This window comes from Micromonospora sp. DT53 (genome assembly GCF_049841535.1).
GTDB lineage: Bacteria > Actinomycetota > Actinomycetes > Mycobacteriales > Micromonosporaceae > Micromonospora.
The window spans coordinates 172528-193500 of the sequence record NZ_JBNCKM010000013.1; the positions used below are offsets into that span (position 1 = coordinate 172528).

General features: G+C 68.8%; 24 protein-coding genes, 1 tRNA gene and 1 pseudogene. 11 read left to right on the forward strand and 15 right to left on the reverse strand.

Features of this window, described 5'->3' with window-relative positions; all coding sequences use genetic code 11:
• The first annotated feature begins 218 nt into the window (after positions 1-218).
• Together ACLQ3B_RS31905 and ACLQ3B_RS31910 are read left to right on the forward strand one after the other, a co-directional pair.
• Complete coding sequence (locus tag ACLQ3B_RS31905; RefSeq protein WP_425784452.1) at positions 219-833, forward strand: PGPGW domain-containing protein; 615 nt, start codon at positions 219-221, stop codon at positions 831-833.
• Between the two features lie 50 nt (positions 834-883).
• Positions 884-955, forward strand: a tRNA-Val gene (locus ACLQ3B_RS31910).
• Between the two features lie 412 nt (positions 956-1367).
• On the opposite strand, the gene ACLQ3B_RS31915 is transcribed toward ACLQ3B_RS31910, so the two are convergent.
• From ACLQ3B_RS31915 to ACLQ3B_RS31955, 9 genes and pseudogenes are all read right to left on the reverse strand, one after another.
• The gene (locus ACLQ3B_RS31915; RefSeq protein ID WP_425784366.1) at positions 1368-1625 is read right to left on the reverse strand and encodes a hypothetical protein; all 258 of its coding nucleotides are present in this window, start codon (positions 1623-1625) and stop codon (positions 1368-1370) included.
• Between the two features lie 22 nt (positions 1626-1647).
• Positions 1648-2274: an EndoU domain-containing protein gene (locus tag ACLQ3B_RS31920; protein WP_425784367.1), complete on the reverse strand. Its 627-nt coding sequence runs from the start codon at positions 2272-2274 to the stop codon at positions 1648-1650.
• A 10-nt stretch (positions 2275-2284) separates the two neighbouring features.
• The gene (locus ACLQ3B_RS31925) at positions 2285-3010 is read right to left on the reverse strand and encodes a WXG100 family type VII secretion target (protein ID WP_425784368.1); all 726 of its coding nucleotides are present in this window, start codon (positions 3008-3010) and stop codon (positions 2285-2287) included.
• A 20-nt stretch (positions 3011-3030) separates the two neighbouring features.
• Positions 3031-3345, reverse strand: coding sequence for a type VII secretion target (locus ACLQ3B_RS31930; RefSeq protein ID WP_110562964.1), 315 nt, complete (start codon positions 3343-3345; stop codon positions 3031-3033).
• Positions 3345-3737 (reverse strand): YbaB/EbfC family nucleoid-associated protein, encoded by a 393-nt coding sequence (locus tag ACLQ3B_RS31935; protein WP_425784369.1) that lies wholly within the window; start codon positions 3735-3737, stop codon positions 3345-3347. Before ACLQ3B_RS31935 ends, ACLQ3B_RS31930 begins: the two co-directional genes overlap by 1 nt.
• Before the next feature lie 407 nt (positions 3738-4144).
• Positions 4145-4789, reverse strand: coding sequence for a LuxR C-terminal-related transcriptional regulator (locus ACLQ3B_RS31940; protein ID WP_425784370.1), 645 nt, complete (start codon positions 4787-4789; stop codon positions 4145-4147).
• Positions 4777-6015 carry a sensor histidine kinase gene (locus tag ACLQ3B_RS31945; RefSeq protein WP_425784371.1) on the reverse strand — a complete coding sequence of 413 codons (1239 nt, stop codon included), beginning with the start codon at positions 6013-6015 and terminating at the stop codon, positions 4777-4779. The genes ACLQ3B_RS31940 and ACLQ3B_RS31945 overlap by 13 nt, the downstream gene beginning before the upstream one ends.
• Positions 6016-6603: 588 nt before the next feature.
• Positions 6604-7533, reverse strand: coding sequence for an alpha/beta fold hydrolase (locus ACLQ3B_RS31950; RefSeq protein WP_425784372.1), 930 nt, complete (start codon positions 7531-7533; stop codon positions 6604-6606).
• Between the two features lie 166 nt (positions 7534-7699).
• Positions 7700-7792 (reverse strand): annotated as a pseudogene (locus ACLQ3B_RS31955) (VOC family protein); the annotation flags it as partial.
• Between the two features lie 8 nt (positions 7793-7800).
• Here ACLQ3B_RS31955 and ACLQ3B_RS31960 point away from each other — a divergent pair.
• The 8 genes from ACLQ3B_RS31960 to ACLQ3B_RS31995 all read left to right on the forward strand — a co-directional run bounded on the left by ACLQ3B_RS31960 (position 7801) and on the right by ACLQ3B_RS31995 (position 11928).
• Positions 7801-8088, forward strand: a complete 288-nt coding sequence (locus ACLQ3B_RS31960; protein WP_425784456.1) for a hypothetical protein — start codon at positions 7801-7803, stop codon at positions 8086-8088.
• Between the two features lie 207 nt (positions 8089-8295).
• On the forward strand, positions 8296-8730 hold the full coding sequence (locus ACLQ3B_RS31965) for a nuclear transport factor 2 family protein (RefSeq protein ID WP_425784373.1): 435 nt from the start codon (positions 8296-8298) through the stop codon (positions 8728-8730).
• Positions 8731-9074: 344 nt separating this feature from the next.
• On the forward strand, positions 9075-9500 hold the full coding sequence (locus ACLQ3B_RS31970) for a YbaB/EbfC family nucleoid-associated protein (protein WP_425784374.1): 426 nt from the start codon (positions 9075-9077) through the stop codon (positions 9498-9500).
• Positions 9497-9820 carry a WXG100 family type VII secretion target gene (locus ACLQ3B_RS31975; RefSeq protein ID WP_425784375.1) on the forward strand — a complete coding sequence of 108 codons (324 nt, stop codon included), beginning with the start codon at positions 9497-9499 and terminating at the stop codon, positions 9818-9820. Before ACLQ3B_RS31970 ends, ACLQ3B_RS31975 begins: the two co-directional genes overlap by 4 nt.
• A gap of 3 nt (positions 9821-9823) precedes the next feature.
• Positions 9824-10318, forward strand: a complete 495-nt coding sequence (locus ACLQ3B_RS31980; RefSeq protein WP_425784376.1) for a hypothetical protein — start codon at positions 9824-9826, stop codon at positions 10316-10318.
• Positions 10311-10871, forward strand: coding sequence for an endonuclease (locus ACLQ3B_RS31985; protein WP_425784377.1), 561 nt, complete (start codon positions 10311-10313; stop codon positions 10869-10871). Before ACLQ3B_RS31980 ends, ACLQ3B_RS31985 begins: the two co-directional genes overlap by 8 nt.
• Positions 10868-11401: an SUKH-4 family immunity protein gene (locus ACLQ3B_RS31990; protein ID WP_425784378.1), complete on the forward strand. Its 534-nt coding sequence runs from the start codon at positions 10868-10870 to the stop codon at positions 11399-11401. Before ACLQ3B_RS31985 ends, ACLQ3B_RS31990 begins: the two co-directional genes overlap by 4 nt.
• Positions 11398-11928, forward strand: coding sequence for an SUKH-4 family immunity protein (locus ACLQ3B_RS31995; RefSeq protein ID WP_425784379.1), 531 nt, complete (start codon positions 11398-11400; stop codon positions 11926-11928). Before ACLQ3B_RS31990 ends, ACLQ3B_RS31995 begins: the two co-directional genes overlap by 4 nt.
• A 52-nt stretch (positions 11929-11980) precedes the next feature.
• On the opposite strand, the gene ACLQ3B_RS32000 is transcribed toward ACLQ3B_RS31995, so the two are convergent.
• The 4 genes from ACLQ3B_RS32000 to ACLQ3B_RS32015 form a co-directional block, all read right to left on the reverse strand.
• Positions 11981-14452 (reverse strand): ABC transporter permease, encoded by a 2472-nt coding sequence (locus ACLQ3B_RS32000; RefSeq protein ID WP_425784380.1) that lies wholly within the window; start codon positions 14450-14452, stop codon positions 11981-11983.
• Positions 14449-15210 (reverse strand): ABC transporter ATP-binding protein, encoded by a 762-nt coding sequence (locus ACLQ3B_RS32005; protein WP_425784381.1) that lies wholly within the window; start codon positions 15208-15210, stop codon positions 14449-14451. Before ACLQ3B_RS32005 ends, ACLQ3B_RS32000 begins: the two co-directional genes overlap by 4 nt.
• A 111-nt stretch (positions 15211-15321) precedes the next feature.
• Positions 15322-15978: a response regulator gene (locus ACLQ3B_RS32010; RefSeq protein ID WP_425784382.1), complete on the reverse strand. Its 657-nt coding sequence runs from the start codon at positions 15976-15978 to the stop codon at positions 15322-15324.
• A complete protein-coding gene (locus tag ACLQ3B_RS32015) occupies positions 15966-17192 on the reverse strand; it encodes a sensor histidine kinase (RefSeq protein ID WP_425784383.1) in 1227 nt (408 codons plus the stop codon). The genes ACLQ3B_RS32010 and ACLQ3B_RS32015 overlap by 13 nt, the downstream gene beginning before the upstream one ends.
• Positions 17193-17360: 168 nt before the next feature.
• Between ACLQ3B_RS32015 and ACLQ3B_RS32020 the strand changes: the two genes are divergently transcribed.
• On the forward strand, positions 17361-17591 hold the full coding sequence (locus ACLQ3B_RS32020) for a hypothetical protein (RefSeq protein WP_425784384.1): 231 nt from the start codon (positions 17361-17363) through the stop codon (positions 17589-17591).
• 100 nt (positions 17592-17691) lie between these two features.
• On the opposite strand, the gene ACLQ3B_RS32025 is transcribed toward ACLQ3B_RS32020, so the two are convergent.
• Complete coding sequence (locus ACLQ3B_RS32025; protein ID WP_425784385.1) at positions 17692-18306, reverse strand: HD domain-containing protein; 615 nt, start codon at positions 18304-18306, stop codon at positions 17692-17694.
• A 197-nt stretch (positions 18307-18503) separates the two neighbouring features.
• Positions 18504-20774, reverse strand: coding sequence for a glycoside hydrolase family 44 protein (locus ACLQ3B_RS32030; RefSeq protein ID WP_425784386.1), 2271 nt, complete (start codon positions 20772-20774; stop codon positions 18504-18506).
• Positions 20775-20973: the final 199 nt, after the last annotated feature.

Genomic DNA, 20973 nt, shown 5'->3' on the forward strand with positions numbered 1-20973 from the left:
GCTCCGCCATACGCTGACTTCACCCAGTGGTGGGAAGGGGGACGGAAACGCCACCTGAATGTGGTCATTCATGTAGGATTTCCGGTTCTGCCCAGTGCGTGATCCCGCCCGGTATCGGGTGGCTCAGTCGTCGACTTACTCCGGTAACGTCCAGTCGGCCGTTGCAGTGACGGGCCCGAGCGACACTGGGGGGTGAAATGGTGACGAAGCATTCCTCAGTGGAGCCGGCTGCGGCGCCCGGTCCGCCGAAGGTCGCGGCCCGAACAGCCGAAGAGCGAGGGTACGGAGTGCCGATGGAGCAGCCCGAACGGGCCGGTCGGCCGGCGTCCGACGCCGGTCGTCCCAGTGGCGATGGCAGCGACATCGGCGCTGGTCGCGGCGGCGATGCCGGTGCTGGTCGTGGTGGCGGAACCGCCGTGCAGGACCCGCCGCGCCGCCCCCGCTGGCGTGAGCGGATCTCACTGACCCTCGACCTCATCCGCGCCAACCCCACCGGCCGGATCGCACTCAAGATCTTCATTGCGATCGCCGGGGCTCTGGTGGTGACCATCGGCATCGCCCTCATCCCGCTTCCCGGGCCGGGCTGGCTGCTGGTGATCGCCGGCCTGGGCATCTGGGCCGTCGAATACCACTGGGCGCGCCGGCTGCTCGGCTTCACCCGCCGCCACGTCCACGGATGGACACGCTGGGTGACGAAACAGTCGCTGCTGGTGCGAATCGTGCTCGGGTCCGTCGGCCTGGTCTTCGTGGCCACGGTGGTCTGGCTGTCCCTCAAGTACAGCCTCGGCATCGACGTGGTGGCCGAGGCCATGCACTACCTCGCGACGCACTGACCCCGGATTTCCGGTCCGGTTCCACGATCGGGTAGAGTCAGTGGCGCTGAGGGCGATTAGCTCAGTGGGAGAGCGCTTCGTTCACACCGAAGAGGTCGCTGGTTCGATACCAGCATCGCCCACTCTCAGTTCGCACAGGTCAGAGGCCGCTTCCCGAGTTCGGGAGGTGGCCTTTCTGCTGTCGTACAGCAGTTAAGTACAGCAACGGCGTCAGTGGCCGAGTGAATCGCCGAGGCGGTTGAGAGGGTCTCTGTTCGCCTTGTTAGATACCTGCGTGTAGATCCCCCTCGTCACGGAGAAGCGCAGCGGCATGGATCAACTCACCCACTCAGGAGCAGGACGACCAGCAGATTCACTCAAAGAACCCTGATCGACCCCCGCCTCAAAAATCTTGACGCCTTCGGCAGTCGGATCCCGAGATCTACCGTTCGGTGAATGTCGCGATCGACATGCCCGCCGAGATCGGGCCAGGTCTGGGACGCCAGCTGGTCGACACGGTGCAGGGTCCGAGGGGCCCGATCTACGCTTCGGCCGTCAGTCCGAGGTCCGGATCTGCTCCAGGTACGTCAGAGGTTCCCGGCGGAACTCCATGAGCTCCCGCAGCGAGTCCTTCTCCGCCGTGGTGATCACAACGTCCTCCTCCGACAGGGCGCCGACGAGCGTCGGGATCGCCAGGTCCCAGGCCCCGGCGCCTCCGGCGGTCAGGACGATCGGCCGGTAATTCGGGCTGATCTTGGGTGCGAGCTGGTCGGTGATCCGGCGGCTGAGCCGGTAGAAATCGATGACTTCCATGGGTCTCCCGTGGGTTTGGTGGCTAGGCCGGCGGGTTGGTGGTGACGCCCTCGCCGCTGACGGGGAAGCCGCCGGAGATGCTGCCGTCCTTGTCCAGGGTAACGACGCAGGTGACGCCGTCGCGGGTGCCGCTGACGACCCAGCCATCGCCGTGGGGACGCGCCTGAGGGCGGCTGTCGGGGTTGGCGGCGATGCTCTTGAACCAGCCCTCGACCTGCGCCTTGGTGGTGCCGGGCGGGAAGAGCGTCTTGCCGGGCTCGGTGGACGAGGGATTGTGGTTGCCACTGCCCATGCCGTCGCCGTCCCAGATCTTGTCCATCGCCCCGTCGCCCATCTCACCGAAGCGGCGCATGTCGTACCTGGCGTCGGCGAAGTCGGGGTCGTCCCAGGGGTTGGTCCTCTTGGGTACCTCGGGCTCGGATGTGTCGGCGTCCTTCGGGCGGCCCTCCTCGGCGCGCTTGATGCCGTGCTGCTGGGCTGGTCCCACGCGCTTGGGCATCATGCCGGGGCTGAACTTGGGACGCTTGGGGCCATCGCCGTCACCGCCGTGCGGTGGGGTGGGGCCTGAGGGGTGCTTGTGGAGACCCGCCACAGCGAACATGACCACCAGGACGGCGGTGGTCCGCAGAGCCGCCATGAGTTGTCGCATCGAGGGCCGCCTAGACGTCGAGGAGTGCGCGAAGGGCGGAGAGGCTGGCGATCAGGCCCATCAGCCAGCCGAAGATGCGGCCGGTCCAGCGGACGACGGCGACCGCGAGCTGGGAGGCGACAAGCGGTGTGGCGATGCCGAGAGAGAAGACCACCTCGGCCAGCCACACCACGACCTTGGCGATGCAGTCGGCGATGAAGGCGCGCACGACCTCCCGCACTATCTGCACCACGGTTCCCGCGCCACGGGTCGCGGCACCCATGCCGGCGGCCGTGCCCGCGAAGATCCCGGCGACGTCGATGTTGATGGTGAGGATGTCGCGGTAGGCGTCGGCGGCGGCGCCCTGCCACCCGTCGAGGTCGCCGACCAGCCGCGCCTTGAGGTCCTCGGCGATGGAGAACAGCTCACTGGCCATGTTGTCCCAGGTCATGGCGTGCGTCTCGATGGTCTCGGGATCACCGGCGAGCCAGTCGAGTGCCTGCTTCAGTGGCTCGACCTGCTCGATGGCCCACTCGATGCCCATCGACAGGAGCGTGCTGAACGGGTCGATGGCGATGGCCGCCCCGTCGAGAGCGGCGCCCAAGCCCGCGATTGAGCCGTCGATCCAGCTGCCGGAGTCGATGGCGTCCTTTATGCCCATGTAGTCGTCGGCAAGCGGCAGGCCGGTCCAGCCGTCGCGGTGCGCGGGGCTGGTCGAAGAGATGTCGGAGGTCGTGGCGACCAGTGGGTTGCTCATGAGAGGACCGCCGGGCCGGCTCAGGTCGCGGAGTGGAAGGAGTTGAAGCCGTCGGTGGTCGACTCCTCGGTCCGCTCGTAGGCGTCGGCGGTTTTCTTGATTCCCGCGGCGAGCAGCGCGATGTTCTCGGCGAGCATGCCCACGCCCTTGTCCTGGTCCCGGTGGCGTCCCTCCAGGATGGGCGGCAAGAACTGGCAGAGCTGCCCGTAGGCATCGTCCGCCTGGAAGATGGTGCCGCTCGCGGCCTTGACGGCGGCGAAGCGGTCGTGAATGGCCAACATGGCCGTGGCGTGCGCGCGCAGGGCCTCGACGTCGACCTCGAATCCCCCGTGCATCAGTAACGCCCCTCCTCGTCCTCGGTGTCGGCGGTCCGGAATCCGGCCAGCAGGGCCCGGCCGGTCGCCGAGTCGGCGCCGACCGTCTCCCGCACGACCTCGGCGGCGGCCTCGGCGAGCTTGACCCGCGCGTTGCGATAGGCGCCCATGATCGCCTGCTGCGTCTGCTCCAGACTCACGCGCTGCACCCGCGCGGAGAGCCGGACGTCGGCCATCGCCCCCGTGGAGTCGACGGTGACCTCGACGATCCCGTGGGTGTCGCTGGCCGTGACCCGCAGCGCGCGCAAGCCGGCACTGGCGGCCTGCGTGTCGGCGGCCCGGCGCGAGGCATTGGCCTGCCACGCCTCCAGGCGTTCCCGCGCATCCTCGGCGTCCAACAGCGGATTACCCATCGCGCCTCCGTTTCGGTTGCCGGGCAGGGGCTTTAGGGGCGACAGTGTAGCCGCGGCCCGCCACACCAAGATTGCCGAGCGAATGCGGCGTGATCTGGTCAATGTGGATCTCGGCGACGTGGGTGCTGATGATCGCCTTCTTCGGTCCTGCTCGACCTGGCGGCGGTGTTCGGCCCAGGGAGCGCCAACCACCTGGGCGGCCAGGTGTGATGAGCCCGGTCAGCGCCTCCCGGAGGTCCGCAAGCGCAGCTTTCCTGCAGACGCCGGTCGTAAGTGACGAGGGCAACTAACTCCGCTCGGGACTCGTTGCCAAGAACCTGCGTGGTCGCCAGATGAATGGCGTCGAGACTGGACAGTGTCGGCTCGGCGAAGCATCCGGCCGTCATGGTGGGGCAGAGGCCAAGGACTCAGCCTTCCAGGTAGGCGAGGACCGCCAGGATGCGGCGGTTGTCGTCCTCGGAGGGCTTGAGACCGAGCTTGGTGAAGATGTTGTTGCTGTGGTTGCTGACGGTTTTCTCGGTGACGAACATCCGGGCGGCGATCGCAGCGTTCGAGCGACCCTCGGCCATCAGGGCGAGGACCTCATGCTCGCGTGGGCTCAGCTCCAGGAGCTTAGGGTCGGTGGAGCGGTGGGTGAGTAGCGCACTCACCACGTCGGGGTCCATAACGGTGCTGCCGGTAGCGACCTGCCGGACACTGGCGACGAATTGGTCGACGTGGGTAACCCGGTCTTTCAACAGGTAGCCCACCGCGCCCGCGCGATCTGACATCAGCTCCCTGGCGTAGATCTGCTCGACATACTGCGATAGCACCATGATGGGCAGCCCTGGAATCTGGCGGCGGGCCTCGATCGCGGAACGCAGGCCCTCGTCGGTGAAGGTCGGCGGCAACCGCACGTCGACGATGGCTACGTCGGGGCGGTGCGTCGTCAGCGACCGGATCAGCGCGGGGCCGTTGTCAACGGCTTCCACGACCTCGAATGAATTGGCCCGCAGGATCCTGATCAGGCCCTCGCGGAGCAGGGCGAGGTCCTCGGCTATCACGATACGCACGGCAGCGACATCCTCACCTCGGTAGGTCCGCCCGGCGGGCTGTCAACGGTCAGCGTGCCGTCGAAGGCCGCCAGGCGACGGGCGATGCCACGCAGGCCCGTGCCGGAATCGATCGAAGCACCCCCATGGCCGTCGTCGGACACCAGCATCGTCAGTTCCCCGGCAGCGCCGCCCCGGTGGGGTGCGAACTCCACGGTGATCCGGATCTGCTGGGCCTGGGCGTGCTTGATGGCGTTCGACAATGCCTCGGCGACGGCGAAGTAGGCCGCGGACTCGATCGGGGCCGGCAGCCGTCCGGGTAGACGGGTCACCACCGTGGTCGGGATCGGGTTGACCAGGGCCAAGGCCTTGAGTGCGCCGTCCAGGCCACGGTCGGCCAGTACCGGCGGATGGATGCCTCGTATCAGGTCGCGCAGCTCGGCGAGGGCGCTGGTGGTCGACTCGCGGGCCTCGGCCAGCAACTGCTGGACGGCCTGCGGATCGTTGGGCAGTAACTGTTCAGCCAAGCCCAGGCTCATACCCAGCGACACCAGCCGGGCCTGCGCGCCGTCGTGCAGGTCGCGTTCGATTCGGCGCAGCTCACCGGCCTGGCTGTCGACGGTCTCAGCTCGCGAGGTCGCCAACTGTTGGACACGGGCCCGCAGGCGCGCCTGTTCGGTGGGGCCGAGCAGAGCGCGGATCACCCGAGCGTTGAGGTTCGCGAGGCGCACCGCAGTGACGTACCAGAGCAGAAGGAAAACCGGACCGAGCGGTACCAGCACGAACGACTGCGCGAGGCTGTGCAGCCGGAAGCCCTCCCCCATCGGAGTGCGGAATACCTGAGAAGGCGTCAGCTGATAGATGAGCGGATAGGTCAGGTATGCGACTCCGAAGACGAAGAACAGCAGCGACAGTCCGCTACTCAACCAAATGGTGATCGAGTTGACCACCAACCAGATCCAGTCCCGCCACGTCGCCGGGTCGCGCAGGATCGTCCAGAGCCGCACCGGCCACCCGGCGTCCGGCGTCGGCTGATAGGGCCGGGCGGGCACCGGTTCGCCGAGCCGGTCGGCGGCCCACTGGCGATGCAGGTCGGCAAACCAGCGCACCAGTACGGTCGCGAGCAGGGTCAGTGGGATTCCGGCGCCCAGTGCGGCGATCGATATCGAGGTGATCCAGAGTGTGGCCAGCACGGCACCTAGGACCGCGCCCGGCAGCAGCACCAGCGACCAGCCCAGCAGGCTCATCCGCTGGGCCAGCGCGGAGCGCGAAATCGGACCGCTGCGAGCGACGCGATCCGGCCCGGAGCCCTCCCGCGAAGGCGAGGAGCCGCCGGACAGGGCGGTTCCGCTGTTATCGGTCATTTCACTCCATCATCGCGCATCGTGCCGAACCGCCGGGCTGGTGATTCATGGTGGCCGGCGATCCGCACTTCCCCATGGTCGGTGTCTTCCACGTCGCGTGGGATCCAGCGACCATGGTGTCCGTCCGTGGTCCACGGAGGCTCGCGTAGCCGATCGACGGCTCCATCGATCGACAACCCGCACACACGCTACCCATCGAGTAAGCGGTTCCGGCCCGCTCCCCGAATCTCGACCATCACCTCGCCGTCATCGGGATCCGGACCGTGTAGCTTGTCGCGCTCGCCCACGGCGCTGCCCAGGTCATCGGCAGCTGCGCCACAACGATTTCCGAGTCGGCAGGACACCCCGTGCTCGCTCTACCGGTGACCCCAGGCGGCGGGGTCGTCTCCGCAGTCTGGTTGATCGAGAACGCCGGGGCAGCGCCGGTCAACCAGGCTCGCCGGTCCGGGTCAGCCGTCGGCCCGATGGCCTTTACTTGACGGTGGCGGTCATCTGTTCGATTTCCTTGAGTACCAGGGCGGGCTTGTCCTGGGGAACGTCGTGCGAGCTTCCCTCGGCGATGACCAGTGTGCGGTCGGGCCCCGCCTTGGTGAACGCCGCTGCCGCGTCGCGCCAGGCCTGAGCGTCCTGCGGAGATCCATCGAAGGGTGTCTTGTCCGACACGACATAGATGACGGGAACGCCGTTGGGCCAGGAGACCTTGTGGTACGCCTGGTGCGTGGGACCGAAGTTGTCGGCCGTGGCAATGAGCTGGCGATTCGCCTTCGTCGACGGCGCCTTCTTGAGCTCTTCGATCTGCGGCGAGGTTAGCGAGACGAGGCGTTGGGTCTGGGTGTCGGTGAAGAATTGCGGCACGTTGGCATCGATGAGCACCGCCCCGGAGACAACGCCGGGGTTCGCGACGACGAAGTAGTGGGCCACCTCTCCTGCCTGCGAGTGGCCCGCGAGGACCACGTTCTGGGTGACGCCGAGTTCACGCAGACCGGCCTGCAGGTCGGAGGCGGCGGCCTTGGGGTCCCATGGGCCCTTCACCTCCTCGCTGGCGCCCAGACCGGCCCGGTCGTAGGTGATGATCTGCGATCCGGTGGCCTGCGACAGCTGCGGCACCAGGGCATCCCAGTACGAGGAGTCCTCGCCACCGCCGGCGTCCAGCACGATGGTGGGAGAACTTCCGGGCGTGACGTGGAAGGCAAGCTGATGCCCGTTGTTGGCGATCATGTGCAAGCCCGCTGCGGGGGCCGCGCTTGTCGAGGCCGAGGGAACCGCGGCTGCCGAACTGGCCGCGGGCGCGGCCGTCGGCGCCGCCGAGTCATCACACCCGGCGACTGCCGCTATCACGGCGACGGGAAGGACGAGGGCCAGGGCGGCCCGATGGAACCGGGAGATCTTGTGCGTGGTCATGGAAATGAGCTTCCATGGTTTCTGAATCTTGCTCGATCCTGCTACGTCCCAGTCGGGTTGGGAGTTACCCCTACCCTCGCCAGGGGCAGATCAGAGCCCGTCAGGCAGGTGCCCGGTCCGGGGGCGTGCGGGAGGGCGGCTGCGTCGATCGTGTGGGCCAGGGCGATCAGAGTGGATCGAGGCGGCGCTTGAGCAGGCAGAACTCGTTGCCCTCTGGATCGGCGAGGACGTGCCAGGACGCATCCGCAGGCTGGCCGATGAGTGCTCGTGACCGCCGAGCCGGCCGAGCGTCACGTCCCCGTCTCGGCTGTGCAGCAACGCGAGGAGCCGGTTTCCCATGAGCAGGTGCTCGTACGAGACCTGGGCGATGATGTCGGCCATGGTCCGTGTCCACTGCGGATCGGCTCTGAACGGCTCGTCGAGCTGGCGGATGACAAGCGCCCAACCCGTGACGCCGGTGAAGTCGATGTAACGCAGGGTGTCGCAAACGGCGTCCAGGTTTTGAATCGACCAGCCGCAGTACCGCAGCGTTACCTGGGAGAGGAGTTCGCCTAGCAGGCTGGATCCGTTGCCACCGCGACCGTCTGCGCAGGGTGGCCCGGGCCGAGGAGAACCGGCAGTCGAATCGGGGCCGCGGTCGGTAGGGTGCCGTCGACGGGGTACGGCCATCCCGGACGTAGTCCTCGACGTGCCCCATGTGACATCCAACCGAGTCGAAGGAAGCCCGGCATGAGTAGCCCACGCGAAACTTTCCTCCGACTGGTGAACGGTGTCTGCGACGGGCCGTACGAAGACCTTGCCGACCTGTACGCCGAGCACACCCATGTCACGCATCCGTTCCACCCGCTCAGCCCGCCGCCGCTACGTAGCCGCAGCGAACTGCACGAGCACTTCACCGCGCCGCCTCCGGTCGCCCGGACGCTGAACCGTAAGCCGGTCGACGTGACGATTCATGAAACCGTGGACCCGGAGGTGATCGTCGCCGAGTTTGCCTATCAGGGGCGGGTCGCCGAGACAGGTGAGGCATTCACGGTGCCGTGCGTCTTCGTGATGCGTATCCGCGATGGGCTCATCGTTGAGTCCCGCGACTACATCGACCACGTCGCCAGCGCGCGGGCCTGGGGTCAACTCGACAACCTTTTGACCGCACTCCGTCCGCAAGAAAGCTCCACCATCGAGGGCGCGGCCCAACCCTGACCCACGCCCGACGCCCGCGCACTCACCAGCCCACGGGGCTGACTGTTGACCAACGGCCCGGTGGTCGGCCCACTCGCGCGTCCACACTGCCCAATCGCGCACCCACTTTTCGGTGCTTTGCCCGGACTTGGTGACCCACTTCGTTGCGATCCTTGACGTGAAGCCCCTCAGGACCTGACGGTCAGTGGGAGGAGCATCGGCGGCGGCCCCGCCCGGTACCTTGTTCAAGGGTTGAGTCCAGATTCTGGTTGGTGCGCAGGTGCCGATCAGAGGTAGGACAGCTGCTCGTTTGACCCGTATCCGTACGCTCGCGAGTGTTTCGAGCACTATCGGGAGGACGATCCATGTCGATGCCACGGGACGCGAGCGGGGACTTCGCCCGCATGCTCGACGCCACTGTCGGTGCACTTCGGGCGGTGACCCCTACGCCGGAAGACGAGGAGGCCGCCCGGCAGCGGCGGATCGGCGAGGCAGTGGATGGCCGGGTCCGTGCCGAGTTCGGTGTCGACGGTCGGCTTTCGTCGCTCACCGTGGACCCGCGCCTGATGCACCTGGGCTCCGCCGAGCTGTGTGACCGGATCGTCGAGGCGGTGAATGCGGCGATCGACTCCATGCGTAGCGGCGCCTCCGCCCCGGGCGCTGCGGACCTCACGCAGCTCACCGAGCAGCTGCAACAGGTCCGGGATTCGGCGGTGCCGCGACTGAGCACGTTTGTGCAGACATTGACCGAGGCGCAGGCTCGGATGTCCGGCGGGAGTGCCAACCGGTGAACGGCTTTGAGGTGGAGCCCGCGGCCCTGCGGGCAGGCGGTGATCAGGTGATCGGCGCGGCCGATCGGTTCATCGGGCAGCTGGAGAGTTTCGAGGCGCAGATGGCCGGCTTCGGCGAGCCCTGGGGCGGCGACGACATCGGCTCGCTGATCGGGGCCGTGTACACCGGGGTCTCGGCCTGGGTGCTGGACTGCATCGGTGTCGCTGCCGAGGAGATCGGCGCGGCGGGCGGCGATCTGACCGCGATGGCCGACAACTACGAGTCCGTTGAGCAGGAAGCCACGAACGCGATGCGCGACATACTCGGAATTCTGGGGTGAGGGATGGGACTTCAGCTGCCGGGTGAGCTGGTCACCGCCCTCGGTTGGATCGGTTTCTCCTGGCCCGAGGGTGACGAGGAGAAGCTGTTCGAGATGGGTCAGGCCTGGCTCAACTTCGCCGGGACGGTCGCCGACGCCACTGGCGAGGCCGGCGAGGCCGCCGCGGCGGTGATGTCCCAGCAGAACGGCGAGGCGATGCAGGCGTTCGCCCAGTGGTGGGCGAAACCGGAGAGCGGGCCGGGCACCCTGCCGGACTACGCGCAGGCGGCGATGCTGGTCGGCACCGGCCTGATCATCTGCGCCGGGATCGTGCTCGCGTTGAAGATTTCGATGATCGTGCAGCTGGCCATCTTTGCCTTCGAGGTGGCGCAGGCCATCGCAACCGCGGTCGTCACCTTCGGCGCGTCGCTGGCTGAGATCCCGATCTTCCAGATCATCACGCGGGAGATCATCGGTCTGCTGATCGACCAGGTGATCACGGAGCTGATCAGTGGCTAGGCGGGGCGGGGCGGGTGGCAGTAAGCGAGGTGGTGCGGCCAAGCCGGGGGAGGGCAACCTCATCGGCGCGGCGGTGAAGAAGGCCTCCGCACCCCCGGTGCGGCGCAACAACAATCTGCCCGAGGTCACCATCCGGGTCCAGCGCAAAAGCTTCCACCACCGCACGGACTTCGACCGCAAGATGGCCGCCTTGAAACGGCTGAGCGATCAGGGAAAGCTGTTCAAGCAGGCGAATCCGGTAGCGCGCGACACCAGCATCACCGCCGGGTTCAAAGACCGGATCATTCGGAAGATCCACAACAAGTACGTCAAGAACAACAAGGGCAGCGACGCGCAGAAGGCCAAAGACAGTGAAGCGGCCGAGCGGATGAAGCAACGGGTGCGCGACCAGAACCCCGATCATGTCTGGGAGCTGCAACTTGGCGGCCCTGACGAGGTCGGTAACCTGAAGCTGATGGACGCCGACACCAACCAGGACATCGGCACCCAGATCCGGGTGCAGATCATGAACCTGCCGGACGGCACGCCGATCCGAATAGAGGTAGTGGATTGAACCCCGATCTGCGGGAGCTCATCGAGGAGCTGCGCGCCGACCTGTTGGCGGACGAGGACAACACCGTCGGCTGGGGAGAGATCAGCGCGGGCGCGCCGGCCGACAAGATTCCGGCAGAGATACCGCAGCCGGTACGCGAGCTGATGGAGGTCGCCGAGAGCATCGCGGCCGGCAGGTTCTACCTGCCCGGCATCTCCTCCTCAGCCCGGATGCAGAGCGGTCTGAAGATCATGCCGGAATACACAGGCGTCGCCGCCGAGCCCGACGAGTGGTTCTACCTCGGGCGCCTCAGCGAAGAGCCGTTGCTGCTGCGGCGCGACTCCGGCGCGGTCTGGTACTTCCCGCAGGTCAGCACCGACGAGTGGTTCATCCGCGAGGCTTTCCAGCAGATCGCCCCGGACCTGGACTCTTTCCTCGCCTATTACGTGTTCGGCGCGGGCTACGCCGAAATCGGCTCTGACGATGACAACTGGTGGCGGTTCCTTGAGGAGCAGGACCTGACCTCCCCGGGAGAGCAGGTGGACGAATGAGCGTGTCGCTGGCGCAACTCACCGCGCTCTGGGGCGCGGACGGCGTGATCGAGGTCCCGGCCGACCTGCTCGGCGACGTGCTCACACCGGGAGTCCTGCCGGCCGGTGCCGCTCTCCCGGTCGAGGTGCCGATCCTGTTCACCGCGGACGTCACCGCGCCGGGGATGACGCCGTTCGGCAAGCTGAAGATCGAGATTGGCGACGAGGGCCCGCGGATGTACGTCGTCCTCGGCAGCTCGCCCGATGACCCCCAGATGCTCTACATCCTTGACTCGCAGAACGGCTCGGTGATCCTGCTGGACCTCGCGACGCCGAACTTCGAGCACGTCAATGCCTCGTTCGCCGCGTTCGTCGAGTTCCTCTACGAGCTCGGGCAGCTTATCGAGACCGACCCGGGCGGCAGGGCCCGCGCCGAGCGCGCCGCGGCCATCCGCGCGGAGCTGACACGAGTCGATCCGTCCGCCTTCGCCGATGCAGAATCGTGGTGGAGCATCGCCTTCGACCAGCTCGAGTCCACCGCCGCCTGACGCACGCCGTGACCAGCCCTCTCGGGCTGGTCACCTTTGCGAGCCGCTACGTCTACTCCTTCACGCCGATGTTGTCGATCGGAGGTGTGCTGAGCAGCCGTCGGACCGGCCACACAGTGGTCGCCAACGCCAGCAGCGTCGTGCCGCCGAGCACCGCCGCCCAACCGAGCGGCGGGACGTACGGGATCGGGCTGCCGGTCAGTCCGTTGACGATCGCGCTCAGGGTCAGCGCCGCGATCGTCGCGCCGATCAGCACGGCGGTGCCGAGCAGCCCGGCCTGTTCGGCCTGGACCATCCTTCGAATCTGACGGCGGGTCACCCCGACCAGTTGGAGCAACGCCAACTCGCGGCGGCGGGCCAGCGCGGCCATCACCATCGTGGTGGCCGCCGCCAGCGCCGCGTACCCCACCATCACGCCGATCAGCAGCCGGTTCAGCCAGGCGCCGATCGCCATGTCGGTGCCGATCAGGCGCGTACGGGTGGCGGCGTCGAGAACCTGGCTGCCCGGTCGCCCAGCCGACCACGTGGCCAACGCGGTGTCGGCCTCCGGGCCGGCGCTGACCAGGATCTCGTCGTCGGTATCCCCGGCCGTGTGCCCGGCGACCGTCTCGGCAGCCAGCGTGACGTCGCCGAAGCCGAGGCCACGGCCGTAGATCGCGATGACGTCCAACGTGACAGGGGTGCCGTCGCCCAGCCAGAGTTCGGCCTGGTCGCCGACGTCCCAGCCGGACGAGGACGCCTGCATGGCGGACAGGGCGACCGTGCCGGCGCGCAGGTCGGCCAGGTTGCCCTCGCGCACGGCGAGGTCCATCGTCGACGTGATGCCCGTCGGGTCGACCGACTGCGCGCTGACCGGCTCGATTCCGCCGAGCGCGCGCACCAGCACCTGCGTACGGTGCACACCGGTGGCCGCCCGTACCCCGGTCAACTCGCGGATCTCCCGCGCCGCGTCGGCCGGCAGCCCACCCGGAGCGACAAGCACCCGCTCGGCGAGGGTTCCCGCGCTGCTCTGCGTGGTGGTCTGTCGTTCCAGGTTGGTCTGCAGGAACCAGACCGAGCCGCCGAACCCCACGGACAACACGAGGGCGGTCAGGACTGTCGCCATGCCCTGCGCGTTGGCCCGCAGATTGGCCGCGGCCAGGTAGCCGCTGACCCGCCACATCCGCGGCAACAACTGTGTGAGCAGGCGTGCCGCGTACGCGTTGATCCTCGGTGCGAGCAGCGCCACCGCGATGACGAACAGGTACAGCATGCCGACCGCGCCGGCCAGTGCCCCGGTCGACCCGGCGGCACCGAGCGTGAACGCCCCGGAGGTGCCGGCCGCCGCGAGCGTCAGCACGCCGGCAGTCAGCCGCACCCGGCCGCTACGCCGAGGCTCGACAGCGATCTCGCCGAGCGCTTCGATCGGCTTGATCCCGGTGACCCGGCGTGCGGCGACCAACGCGGCGAGCACCGCGACGAGGACCGCCGTAGCGACCGCGGCCGGCACCGCGAACAGGCCGTCGGCCATCGGGAAGCTGGCCGGCACGAACCCCCGCCCGACCAGCTCGCCGTGCACCCAGCGGGCCGCCAGCAGGCCGGCCGGGCCGCCGACCGCGGAGCCGATCAGGGCGAGCAGCGCGGCCTCGGCGACCAGCATGCGGCGCACCTGCCCCGGCGTGGCCGCGACCGCACGTAGTAACGCCAGGTCACGTCGACGGTGCCGGACCGACAGCCCGATGGTGCCGGCCACCACGAACACGATCAGCAGGACCACGTACCCCCCGAAAGCCGATCCGGCCTCGATCAGCAACGTCTGGGCGGCCTGGTTCTCCGACTGCTCGACGTTTCCCAGGTCTTTCCCGGTGTACGTCGTGGCGCCGGCCGCCGACGCGATCTCGCGTACCGCTCCGGGGTCGGCGCCGGGCGCCATTCGCACACCTATCGCATCCACCCGGCCCGGGTAGGCGGACAGCCGGGCGGCCTGCGCGTCGGTGAAGAACACCGCAGCCGAACCGGTCTCGGTGGTTCCGCTCACCCGGTACGACCGCCTGACCCCGCCGACGACCAGGTCGATGCGGTCGCCGGGTGCCACGCCGAGACGGGTGTCGACAAGCACGTCGTCGTCGGTCCGTGGGGCGGTGCCCGCGGCGACGGGACGACCGGTGAAGGCGTACGTGTCCCAGCCGTGCCCCACGGCAGCGGGTGAGCCGATCAGCACCCCTTGGTCGCCGGTGACGGCAGCGACGCCCGGCACCTCGCGGATCCGGTCCACCAGGGCCGCGTCCACCGTGCCGCCCTCGGGCAGCGTGACGGTGCTCGTGGTGGTGTCGCCGCCGAACTCCTTGAACGTGTGGCTGACCGTGCGGTTGGCGACGACCACGTCGGCCGTCGCCCAGAGCCGTGGCTCCGTGCGGAAACGCAGCCCGGACTCGACGAGGGTGCCCATCGCCACCAGGATCAGCACGCCGGCGATCAGGGCCAGCAGGGTCGCGGCGGCGGGGCCGGCGCGGTGCCGCAGCAGGCGGGCGGCGAGCCCGATCATCGGAGGACCCGCCGATCCAACGATGCCAGGTGCTCGGCGATACCGGTGGCTCCGAGCTGCGGAAGGTCGGCGACTATCGCACCGTCGGCCAACACGAGCACGCGGTCCGCGTACGACGCGGCGATCGGATCGTGGGTCACCATCACCACTGTCAGCCCGTGTTCGTCCACGACCGCGCGCAGCAGCGTCAGCACCTCCGCCGCGGTCCGCGAGTCGAGGGCGCCGGTGGGCTCGTCCGAGAAGATCACCTCGGGGCGGGTGGCCAGCGCCCGGGCGATCGCCACCCGTTGCTGCTGGCCGCCGGAGAGCGCGGCCGGCCGGTGGTGCAGCCGGTCGGTGAGGCCGACCCGCTCGACCACCCGGGTCAGCCAGGCCCGGTCCGGACGGACGCCGGCCAGGCGCAGGGGCAGCACGATGTTCTCCTCGACGGTGAGCGCGCCGATCAGGTTGAACGCCTGAAAGACGAACCCGATCCGGGTACGACGCAGCTCGGTCAGGCGGGTCTCGGACAGCCCGGACAGGTCGGTGCCTCCGATGACCACCCGACCGGAGGTGGGCCGGTCGAGCCCGGCCGCGGTCTGCAACAGCGTGCTCTTGCCGGAGCCCGAGGGCCCCATCACCGCGGTGAAGGTGCCCCGGTCGAACCCGACATCGATGCCCGCGAGCGCAGTCACCTGGTTACGGCCGGCGTCGTACACCCGGGTGAGGTGTTCGACGCGTACCGCCGGTTCGATGGTCTGTCCCGGATAGTCCGGCATTCTGGTGGCCTCTCTCCGTGTCATCGGCAAGAACTGCGCGCACCAGAAACGCTATTGACGTGCGAGAACGGCGACCATCCCGCGGGCTGCCAGGTCCGGGTACAGCAGGCGCTACCGCCGATCGCCGTTCAGGTAGCGCAGCACCGCGGTGACCCGGCGGTCGGCCTGGTCGTCCGGTGGAAGCTGAAGCTTCGAGAAGATGCTGCGGATGTGCTTGTGCACCGCGCCGTCGGTGACGAACAGCCGCTCGGCGATCGCGCTGTTGCCGAGCCCTTCGGCCATCAGCCCCAGCACCTCACGCTCCCGCGGTGACAGCTCGCTCAGCGCCGTGTCCGTCCGGCGGTTGCGGGCGAGCAACTGCGCCACCACCTCCGGGTCGATCACGCTGCCGCCGTCCGCGACTCGGTGCAGTGCGGTGAGGAACTCCTCGACCCGGCCCACCCGCTCCTTCAACAGATAACCGAGCCCGACGGTGCCGACCGAGAACAGGTCGGTGGCGAACGCCTGCTCCACGTACGCCGACAGGACCAGCACCGCGAGGCCGGGGCGGCGCCGCCGGGCCTCCACCGCGGCCACGATGCCCTCGTCGGTGTGGGTCGGCGGCATCCGTACGTCCACGATCGCGACGTCCGGCGCGTGTTCGTCGACGGCGACCAGGAACTCGCCAGGCGTGCCGGCCGTGGCGACCACGTCCAGATCCTCCGCCCGCAGCAGCAGAGCCAACCCCTCACGCAGCAGCGGGTCGTCCTCGGCGATCACGATCCGCATGGCAACTCCACGTCCATTCTCGTCGGCCCTCCCGGTGGGCTGGTCAGTGTCATCCGGCCGTCGTACGCCTCGACCCGCCGACGGATACCGGTGAGCCCGGAGCCGCGTGTCTCGTCCGCGTCGCCGTGCCCGTCGTCCTCGACGCACACCAGCAGCCGGCCGCGCTCGCGGCGCACGGCCACGTCCACCTGGCTCGCACCGCTGTGCCGGACGACGTTTGTCAGCGCCTCGGCCACCACGAAGTACGCGGTCGCTTCGACCGAGGCGGCGCACCGCACCGCCACGTCCACCTCAAGTCGGCAGGGCACCACGCAACTGCCGGCCAGACCCGCCAGCGCGCCGGCGAGACCCCTGTCGTCCAGCACGGGCGGCAGGATCCCGCGCACCACCGTACGCAGCTCACCGAGTGCCTGTTCCGCGGCGTCCTGCGCCTGCCCGAGGATCTCGTCGGCGCGGTCCGGATTGCGGCGCACGGCCCGCCGCGCGGCACCGAGCAACACGTTGACCGCGACCAACCGGTTCTGGGTGCCGTCGTGCAGCGACCGCTCGATCCGGCGCAGTTCGACCGCGTGGGCGTCCAGCGCCGCGGCGCGGGTGGCGGTCAGCTCGGCCACCCGCAACGACAGGTCGACACCCGGCGGCGGAGGCAGCAGCAACCGGCCCGGCCACGCCTGGAGACGGGCCAGGACCGGGCTGAACCAGATCGCGGCGGCCAGCCAGCCCACCCCGAGCATCCCGACCACGAGTGCCTCGGACAATCCGTCGATGCGCCACCAGACGATCCCCGGCGCGCCGGCGTCGGCCGGGAGCAGCCGGTAATACAGCGGGAACGTGACGTACTGGACGGCAGAGAGGGGCAGCAGGAGGCCGACAAGCCCGGTCAGCAGGCCGACGAGCGAGGACAATCCGACCCAGCCCAGCTCCCGGCGGAAGAAGGGATCCCGCGTCGCCGTCCGCAACCCGGCCGGCACCGGCCCCGGCGTGGGGATCGGCTCGCCCCAGCGGGACAGCCGGGCCCGCTCGCGGTCGGCCACCGAGCGCACCGCCCGCAGCGCGCCGGGCGTCGCCAGCAGCCCCACCCCGGCCAGGCAGGTCACCGCCACGATCGCCGCCCAGAGCAGCGCGCCCAGCGCCAGCGTGGCGGTGCCCAGCCCTCCGACGAGGTGCTCCAGGGCGTCGACCGTGGCGCGAAACCGGTCTCGCACGTACGCCATCGACCCACCTCCCCCGCCAACATAGGCCACCGCGGGCCTCGCCCGGCAGCGCCCGACGCGGAAGGTACAGCCTGCTGTACCACTGTCGTCGAGCTGGCGGGATCGTCCCCGCCGGGCCGCCCGCCTAGCGTTGACGGCGTCGAGGAAATTTCGTCGAAGGAGGTAGTCGTGATCGATCCGTACCGCATCACCGAGGCCCCGGTCGTCGCACCGAAGAAGCCGGGCGGCCTGCTACGCCCGCTGCTGTGGCTGGTGCTCTTCGTCAGCGCCGCGGCCAACATGGTGCTGTCGACCGTGGCGGACAACCAGTGGATCAGCTCGGCGTTCGGGCTGGTGGCGGTGCTCTGCGCGGTCACGCTGATCGTCCACCACCGCCGGAACCGCCCGCGAGAGTCGTAGGGACCTCGGACACACGCGTCATCAGGACGCGGAAGATCGAGGCGCGCGCGAACGCGTACGTCGGTCGCCGCCGTCCGGCGCGACGATCTCGCCCGTCGTCTCAGACGAGCGGATGCTGGTAGCGCCGGGAGAGTGACGGCAGGTCCGGCTCGCCGAACCTCTTGATCATTGCCGCGAATCGGTCAACTTTGTCGTCGCCGAAGCGCCGCACGCTGGCGGCGTAGGAGTTCGCGGTGAGGAACGTGGGGGGTGTCGTCTTGCTGTGGAATTTGTCCGCGTACATCACCAACTGCTCCTCCCCGGTGTCGGCCGTGTAGTCGCGTGCCGGCAGTGGCAGGCCCTGCTGCAGCACGTCCTCACGGGTGAGCCCGACGCCAGTGTGATGAGAACAGAACCTGCTCACCACCTCAGGGAACCCGAGCTCACGCAGCATCGTGTGGCCGAGTATCCCGTGCCGGACATACTTTCCGTGATCGAGCTGCCCTGCCGCGTCGTACAGGCGGTAGACACCGATGTCGTGCAGAAGACTGCCCACCCGTACCAGATCGGCGTCCAGGGGGACGGGGTATTCGCCCAGGAGTTGCTCCGCGACCGCCCAGATGATCTGGCAATGGGTGTAGACGAGGTCGAAGGCATCTGCGGTCGGCGCGAACCGCTCGTGCAGTGCCCGGATCTGCTCGTCGGTGGGAAGCGACACCCGATCGTCGGACCTCAAGCGGTCAACTCCTCCATGGCCTCCACCCGCAGCTGGCAACCCTGATGAGGCCGAGGCGCCGGTAGGAGCTGCGGTGGTTGCCAAGATACTGGCCTCGTTCGCATCACGTCGAGCCAGCGAGGGGCCCGGAGCGTCGCTGCGCCCCGGACCCCTCCGGCCTGCTCCGCTGGTATGCCACGGAGTAGGGGTCGCTCAGGTCACCCGCAGCGTTGACCGTTGAGGTTGAAGGCGGTCGGCACCGGATTGGTGCCGCTCCACGTGCCGTTGAACCCGATGCCTGTGGACGCGCCGGGTGCGAGTTTGCCGTTCCAACTCATGCTGTCCGCGGTGACGCCCGTCCCGTTCTGTTTCCAGGTGGCCGACCAGCCCTGGTCGACCTTCTGGCCGGTGGTGGGGAAGTCGAAGGCGAGTTTCCAGCCGTCGATCGCGGTGGTGCCGGTGTTCTTGATCGTCACGGTCGCGGTGAAGCCGCCCGGCCAACTGTTCGCCGTGTAGGCAACCGTGCAGCCGCCGGTCGGAGCGGTGGGCGCGGTCCGCACGGTCAGGCCGGGCGAGGCCGCCGAGACGTTGCCCGCCGCGTCGCGGGCGGTTACCACGAAGGTGTACGGGGTGTCCGGCGTCAACCCGGTCACGGTGTACGTGGTGCCGGTGGCGCTGCCCACCTTCACGGTGCCGGTGGTGTCGACCCGGTGCACGTCATAGCCGGTGACGGCGGTGTTGTCGGTGGACGGCGTCCAGGCCAGCGCGACGCTGTCGCCGGTGATCGTGCCGGCGGTCGGCTTGCCCGGGGCGGTCGGCGCCTGGGTGTCGCCGGGAGTGGTGCCACGCGGCAGCACCAGGTGGGTGATCGAGTTGGCCGGGAAGGTGGTCGTGAGGCCGCCGGCGGTCACTGGCTGGTCGGCCTCCCGGACGACACCGGTGAGGTCCGCCCCGCTGTAACGGTAGACCTGAGCGGTGCTGGCGGAGGCGCCGGTGAGGGCGACCGAGCTGGTCAGGTCGTCGCCGGTCTTGTTGACCACGACCAGGGTGAGCGCCTTGTCGGCGCTCCGCTCGGCGGCGTACACGGCCAGCTTGCCCTGGTCGGCGCTTGTCGCCTTTACGGAGGTCTCGCCGAACGCGCCGCCCTTGCCGTCGTAGTTGCGGAAGACACGGAAGGCGTTTGCCACCGGCTGGTCGGCCGTGGGTGCGGTCCAGAGGGTGGCCAGGTCGAGCCCCTCGCGGCCGAAGATGCCGAGCACGTCAGCCTGGGCGAGCGCGCCGTTGAGTGACCCGTGGCCGCCCCAGTTGTACTCGGTCATCGCGATCTTCGTGCCCGGGTAGTGCTGGTCGACCAGCTCGCGCAAACGTGGGATGTACCGGACCGGACTGTTGATCCAGCTCTCGTCCACATAGGTGGGATCCCAGAGCTGGCGGGTCGAGCGCAGTCGCAGCGCCTGGGTGTTGGCGTCGCCGGCCGCCTCGCCCAACACGCCGGCCTGCTGCGGGTAGAGGTGGACGTCGAAGTAGTCGAGGATGCGGGTGCCGTGCTGCTGCTCGTACTCGCGCATCCGGTCCAGGTACCACGGGCCGAGGTCCTGGCCGCCGTGCGCGGCCTTGTCCGGCGGGTTCGACCAGCAGCCGGTGCGCGAGCAGGTGTCCTGGTCGAGGCCCGAGAAGAGGATGGAGTTCAGGCCCCACCCGACGGGACCGAGCGTCTTCGCGCCGGGGTCGGCAGCCTTGATCGCGGCGCCGTACTCGTAGGTGCGGTCGCGTAGCTCGTCGTAGCCCAGCCCGGCCGGGCGGACGTCGCGGTGGGTGGAGTGCCACAGGTCCGGCTCGTTGTCCAGGTTGTAGAACTGGACCCCACCGTCGGCTGCGGCGCCGAACTGCCCCTTGAGGTGGTTGACGAAGTCGGTGACGTACTCCGGACCAACGGCGACGCTGGTGTCCTCCGGATCGTTGCCGGTGATCGGCGACCCGTCCGGCTTGATGCCGTTGCCGCAGTCCGGTGCCCAGGTGTCGGTGGACTGCTGCGGACCGTACTTGGCGACGCTGAAGCCACACGCCCGCGCCCGGTCCTTGGCGATCCAGCCGAGCATCGGAATCGTCATGACCGTGGCGGCCCCGGTGGCCTTGTTCTGCTGCACGAACCTGTCGGTCTCCGAGCCCTCCGGGAGGTTCTCCGGACTCGGGTTGTCGTTGGGGATGTTCTCGAAGTACCAGTCCGACGCGCGGTTGGTGGTGTCGGTACGGAAGTTGTAGCGGGTGGTGGCGTTGCCGCCGTAGCGGTGCACCGGCAGCCGCAGGTCGCGGGCGAGGGCCTGGTCGGCGAAGTTCATGCCGTAGACGTACGGGCTGATCTGGTGCCGGGCGGCGGTGGTGTCCACGGCCAGCGCCGGGCCGGCCGCGGCCAGGGCAGGCTCCGGCAGGGCCAGACCACCGAGGGCCGTGGCGAGCACGACCGGGAGTAGAGCTGTGGTGGGACGCACGAGCATTCCTCTCGATAGAAGCTCGACGATGGGAGCGCTTCCACAGCGTTGCGCGTTCCTGGCTCCGAGTCAACGTCGGAGGGCCCACTGTGGACCATGCCCCCAGCTGCCTCGAAAACCGACACTGTCCGTGTTTGTCACCTGACTTGTAGTGGTGGGAATCGTGGCTAGGCTGCCCTGACGTGCGCGAGCGAGCCGG